The organism is Methanosarcina sp., assembly GCF_035390745.1.
GTDB lineage: Archaea > Halobacteriota > Methanosarcinia > Methanosarcinales > Methanosarcinaceae > Methanosarcina.
Genome location: NZ_DAOOUJ010000110.1, coordinates 1 through 4,656 on the forward strand (window position 1 = coordinate 1; position 4,656 = coordinate 4,656).

The window sequence follows — 4,656 nt, forward strand, 5'->3', positions numbered from 1 at the left end:
TTATGACGTCGCCTTGACATGGCGGAGGTCCTGAGTTCGAATCTCAGCGGGCCCACTTAAAAATTTAAAATAGATTAATATTTCCAGAGCTTTTTCTGGAAAGTAGGTACGGAAAAAATGCTGCCTTCTCTTTTAGTGATTTTCATACAAAAGAGCAAGGGTAGTATCATATCTGCCTGCCCAGGTAGCTCAGTGGGAGAGCGCTGCCCTGAAGAGGCAGTTGTCCCCGGTTCGAATCCGGGTCTGGGCACCATAAAAACAAAAACGGAGAACATCAGTAGTGTAGCGGTCATCACCGGGCGTTGCCAACGCTCGAACCCGGGTTCGAATCCCGGCTGGTGTATAATTCATAGAATTAAATTGTTTTTCCGTAGTTTTCTATTTATCATTTTACCTTTTTTGTTAATTTGCATGATTTTTGTACGAATTATCACTTTAAATCCCTGACTCTTATCGAAGGGAACATATACTATGAACAGAATCTAAATAAATGCTATATTTTTATAATACAATCAATTTCTGATCTGAGATTCTTAGCCTTAATTTAAAATCGTAATTTTCGAACATATAATGTCAATGTTTCAAACGTTATCAGTTACAATGTTAACCATGAGTAAGTTCTAAAACAAATATTGAATGGATTGCTCACACACGAAAAAATGAAATGTTAACTCAATCATACGTTAACCAAAAAGTTAATTAAAACAAAAGATCATTATAATTATTGGATATACATCTCGAAAAGACAAAAGAATTTGTTTGAAGAGATTATACCCACTAAGTTGCAACCTGAAAAATCGTAAGGAGATTTGAACATGACAGGAAAGTTCCAGAAAAGAAATGCAGAAAGGAAAGGCATCAGAAAAGAATATGAACTGGAGCAGAAGTTAATAAAGGAAATCGTAGACGAAATTCAGGTAAGCGGCGGTGGACCACTAGAGTGAGTAAAAAGGTACACATAACAATTCAAGCTGGTGAAATTTCTGAGCAGACCGTAGAAGTAGCTGAAACAGCTACCTACGAAGACCTGCTTGATGAGCTGGACATAAATCAGGAAACAGTACTTGTATTAAATGGAGGTAATGCTGTTCCCCTTGATGGGGCTATAAGTTCTGATAAACTAACAATCCTTAAAGTTGTGACAGGTGGCTGATCTGCCCTCAAGGGCAGTGCCCCTTCTTTATTACAACTTTTTTCCTTTTTAGAGAATGATTAAGGCAGCTTTTTCTTAATATTGTTTTTCTGTAAGGTATTTTTTATGTAAGCTTAGCTCTTTTATATTCATTAATAGTGCAGACTTTTTTTCCGAGTATTTATATTCAGACCTTAATGATATCGATTTTTTTAATTACCAGAGGTAAAATGCCTGATGAAAGATGTTAAAAAGTTCAGGAGAGTAAGGAAAGGAAAATACGAAAGACAAAGAGAGAAAATTAAGGAATAAGTAAATCAGGAAAAGAAATTGCGTAAGGATTTGATTTCCATAATGGTGAATCCCTGAAAGGACTGTCAGCCATTATGGACTACCCTTCTGAGTCTTTACTTGGGGGTAAGAGGCACCTTTTTGCTCATAACCTTCAGTTTTTTAATTGCTGAGATCGTTGCCTGAGATTCCTTATAGATTTTATCTTCATAATAGCTTATGATCTCATCAACAGGAGCTGCGAGAGAATAGATCTTTATCGGGCGCCCTTTACCGGGTTTCTTTTCCGAACGTACATTGACCCAGGACTGATTGCGCATGAGCCTCATTGCGAGACTGACCTCGGGCTGCCTCAATCCAGTACTGATTTCAATTTCACGGGATGAAGCTTCATCAACATTCATAAGATATGCCATAGTTGTGGCAACATTTCTTGACATCCCAAGGTTCCGTAACGTTTCAATAAAAATGTGGTCGTTCTCGTCCAGCACTTTTACTTCATAGTCTTTCATGATAACCCCTTCATATTCCAATTTTTATAATTTAATTTGTCAGCTAAAGAATACAACGGCAATTATTATCCAAACCTTAAAAGGCAGCTTTCATAATCACCTGTTAAAGCTGATTCCAAATTCCAAAGTTTTACATGACATATATTTTTATAGGGTAACCTGTCCCGTTTTAAAACTTTGAATTGAATAAAAAGCGTTTTTTCACAATCTAGCGGATTGTTCACGTTTTAAGTCCAACAACCGGTTATTAAAAACAGTACATTACAGTTCCATAACCGACTACCAGAGAACCGTTTTGTGAAATTGATGGGAAAATACGTATCAGATCAGTAATTAAACCTGTATACGTATATAATTAGAAGGTTATTCATCTCCAACATTTAATAATGTACTCATACTATTTAAAGTTGTATATATTAAAAAGGAATTGAAAAACTTTCAGTTACACCTGACATTAGTACATATAAAAAAATAATCAATTATAAGAGACATAATAATCCCTGAATCCATATAAAAACCTGAAGGCATCACAACAAAAATATTATAATTGCACAGATAAAGGAAATTAAAAGAGGAAATCCGGACAATAAAACGTCGAGAGTAATTTAGAAATGTTTATATCCCCACTTCGATCCGACCAGACAATTCTCCTTAACAGCCGGATAAATCTGCAGCGTCCTTCCCGATTAGTAAGAGATTTCCTCCTGAAAACGCCCAACTGGGGCAAAGTTGAGAAAAGCAGAATTCGCTAATGTTACCCACAACTTTAGTTTTTGTTTTAGTTAAACTACTCCTCACTAGAATATTTCCCGACCATAAGAACCTTCTTGAACCAATAAACAAAACATGGGGTGTGAATAAAAAAATTAACTTAATAAAATAAATACAATTAAATAGGGATAATATTTACTTAAGCCCATTAGTTAAATATGCATGAAAATAAAGGATTCCTGAAGAAGGCAGCGAGAGCTTAATTGCAAGAGCTTAATTATTCCATCTTTTGCTGGTAGTGACAGAGAAAAATAAATGGATAAGGGTGCGGAGAGAATTAACTTCTGCCCTGGAGAAAGTAAAAAATAATTAAAGAGATGATACCACGATCGAGCTGATAGTCAAAGCATTCTGGCTGATGATCCCTGCATACCTTTCCAATCCCTTCGCAGCTGTCTTCGGGGGCGGAACACCAATTGATTTTGGCAGGACTTATAAGGACGGAAGGAGGATCCTCGGAGACGGAAAAACCTACAGAGGGCTCTTTTCAGGCATATTTTGCGGATTTCTTGCAGGATGCATTGAGGTCTGGCTGAGTTTCAGAGGGTTTGAGGTTATGGGGATCGAAATGCCCACCTTTGGCCCGGATTACAAAAGCGCCCTGATAGTCGTGCTCGCCCTTGCTTCCGGTGCACTGTTTGGAGATATGTTCAAGAGCTTTTTCAAGCGCAGGATGGGCCTTAAAAGGGGAGCTTCCCTGCCTCTCGTAGACCAGCTTGATTTTGTCGTGGGAGCCTGGGTATTTACATACCTTGTAGCCCCGGAATGGTTTATGAGCAATTTCACCCGCGGGGTTATGCTTACCGTCATTATAATAACTCCTCTCCTCCATCTTACCACAAACATAATAGGATATATTATAGGTGTAAAGAAAGAACCCTGGTGAATATATAAAGACCCGGAACAGGAAGAATCTTAGAAAGCATTTATAGCGCTAATAAGGCTGCAAATAAGGTGATAAGATGAGCAAAACAAATTCGGAAACAGGAAATGACTTTGAGAAACAGAAGCAGGAACTTATCGCAGCCCTGAAAGCCTGCGGAGCTGTCCGCTACGGGGACTTCACGCTTGCTTCGGGAAAGAAAAGCAAGTATTATATAGATATCAAGAAAGCCAGCACCGACCCCGGAACCCTTAAAATAATTGCCAGGCATGCAGCCCTCAGGATAAAAGAAATGGATGTGGATATAGTTGCAGGTGTGGAACTGGGAGGTGTCCCTCTGGCAACCGCAGTTTCTCTGGAAACTGAACTTCCCCTTCTGATAGTAAGGAAATCTGTAAAAGACTACGGCACAAAAAGCAGGTTCGTTGGAGACCTGAAACCTGAAGACAGGCTTGTAATGCTTGAAGATGTAACGACCAGCGGAGGATCGGTGAGAGACGCAATAGAAGTTGTCAGGGAGGCCGGAGCCAGTGTTAAATACGTAATCACTGTAGTGGACAGAGAAGAAGGAGCAGGGGAAAAACTGAAAGAAGCAGATGTTCAACTCGTGCCTCTGGTAAGTGCAAGTGACCTGTTAAAATAAGGAATAGCATAAGTAAGGAATAGTTTAAGCAAAGGAAGTGCCGGAGCACTTCCCAGAATCTCTATTTTTGTATACGTGTTAAAGATTATTTTATGTTTTTAGGGGTTTGAAGCACTTTTAATTTTACTACCCATAAACGCGCCTAAAGTATGATTCCTCTGATTATATTTTGACAAAAAGTATTAAAATGAACTTTGTGAAGGAGATAAAAATGAGACTCTAAAAAGAAGTTGAAACTCACCGGTTTTTATATAAATTCGAAGCTTAACAATGAGAAGATATTTATCAGAAGAAATAGAGAATTAGGAAATCCTTTATTGTGTTATTGGTTAAAAATATCACTTATAAAAAGAAGAAAATATTAACTCGGGCAGTGTAGCGAAAGTTCTGTAAAATATGATTGACTCTGTATCCTTTTTCTTTT

Annotated in this window: 5 protein-coding genes and 2 tRNA genes; 6 read left to right on the forward strand and 1 reads right to left on the reverse strand. The window is 38.0% G+C overall.

The genetic code is table 11. The features are described from left to right. The first annotated feature begins 178 nt into the window (after window positions 1–178). The 4 genes from PLL47_RS14455 (at window position 179) to PLL47_RS14470 (ending at window position 1,153) form a co-directional block, all read left to right on the forward strand. A tRNA-Phe gene (locus PLL47_RS14455) sits at window positions 179–253 on the forward strand. An 18-nt stretch (window positions 254–271) separates the two neighbouring features. Next, window positions 272–343, forward strand: a tRNA-Gly gene (locus PLL47_RS14460). A gap of 472 nt (window positions 344–815) precedes the next feature. Next, on the forward strand, window positions 816–944 hold the full coding sequence (locus PLL47_RS14465) for a hypothetical protein (protein ID WP_324447212.1): 129 nt from the start codon (window positions 816–818) through the stop codon (window positions 942–944). Continuing rightward, on the forward strand, window positions 941–1,153 hold the full coding sequence (locus tag PLL47_RS14470; RefSeq protein ID WP_324447214.1) for a MoaD/ThiS family protein: 213 nt from the start codon (window positions 941–943) through the stop codon (window positions 1,151–1,153). Before PLL47_RS14465 ends, PLL47_RS14470 begins: the two co-directional genes overlap by 4 nt. Before the next feature lie 386 nt (window positions 1,154–1,539). On the opposite strand, the gene mreA is transcribed toward PLL47_RS14470, so the two are convergent. Continuing rightward, window positions 1,540–1,935: an MreA family transcriptional regulator gene (gene mreA / locus PLL47_RS14475; RefSeq protein WP_015410893.1), complete on the reverse strand. Its 396-nt coding sequence runs from the start codon at window positions 1,933–1,935 to the stop codon at window positions 1,540–1,542. Window positions 1,936–3,064: 1,129 nt separating this feature from the next. On the opposite strand from mreA, the gene PLL47_RS14480 reads away from it, so the two are divergent. Together PLL47_RS14480 and pyrE are read left to right on the forward strand one after the other, a co-directional pair. Beyond that, the gene (locus PLL47_RS14480; RefSeq protein WP_502883714.1) at window positions 3,065–3,592 is read left to right on the forward strand and encodes a CDP-2,3-bis-(O-geranylgeranyl)-sn-glycerol synthase; all 528 of its coding nucleotides are present in this window, start codon (window positions 3,065–3,067) and stop codon (window positions 3,590–3,592) included. 76 nt (window positions 3,593–3,668) lie between these two features. Then, complete coding sequence (gene pyrE / locus PLL47_RS14485; protein ID WP_324447221.1) at window positions 3,669–4,232, forward strand: orotate phosphoribosyltransferase; 564 nt, start codon at window positions 3,669–3,671, stop codon at window positions 4,230–4,232. Window positions 4,233–4,656: the final 424 nt, after the last annotated feature.

Coding starts and splice junctions, on each gene's coding strand:
- PLL47_RS14480 (WP_502883714.1), top strand. CDS start 3,065: ATGATCCCTGCATACCTTTCCAATCCCTTCGCAGCTGTCTTCGGGGGC.
- PLL47_RS14465 (WP_324447212.1), top strand. CDS start 816: ATGACAGGAAAGTTCCAGAAAAGAAATGCAGAAAGGAAAGGCATCAGA.
- mreA (WP_015410893.1), bottom strand. CDS start 1,935: ATGAAAGACTATGAAGTAAAAGTGCTGGACGAGAACGACCACATTTTT.
- pyrE (WP_324447221.1), top strand. CDS start 3,669: ATGAGCAAAACAAATTCGGAAACAGGAAATGACTTTGAGAAACAGAAG.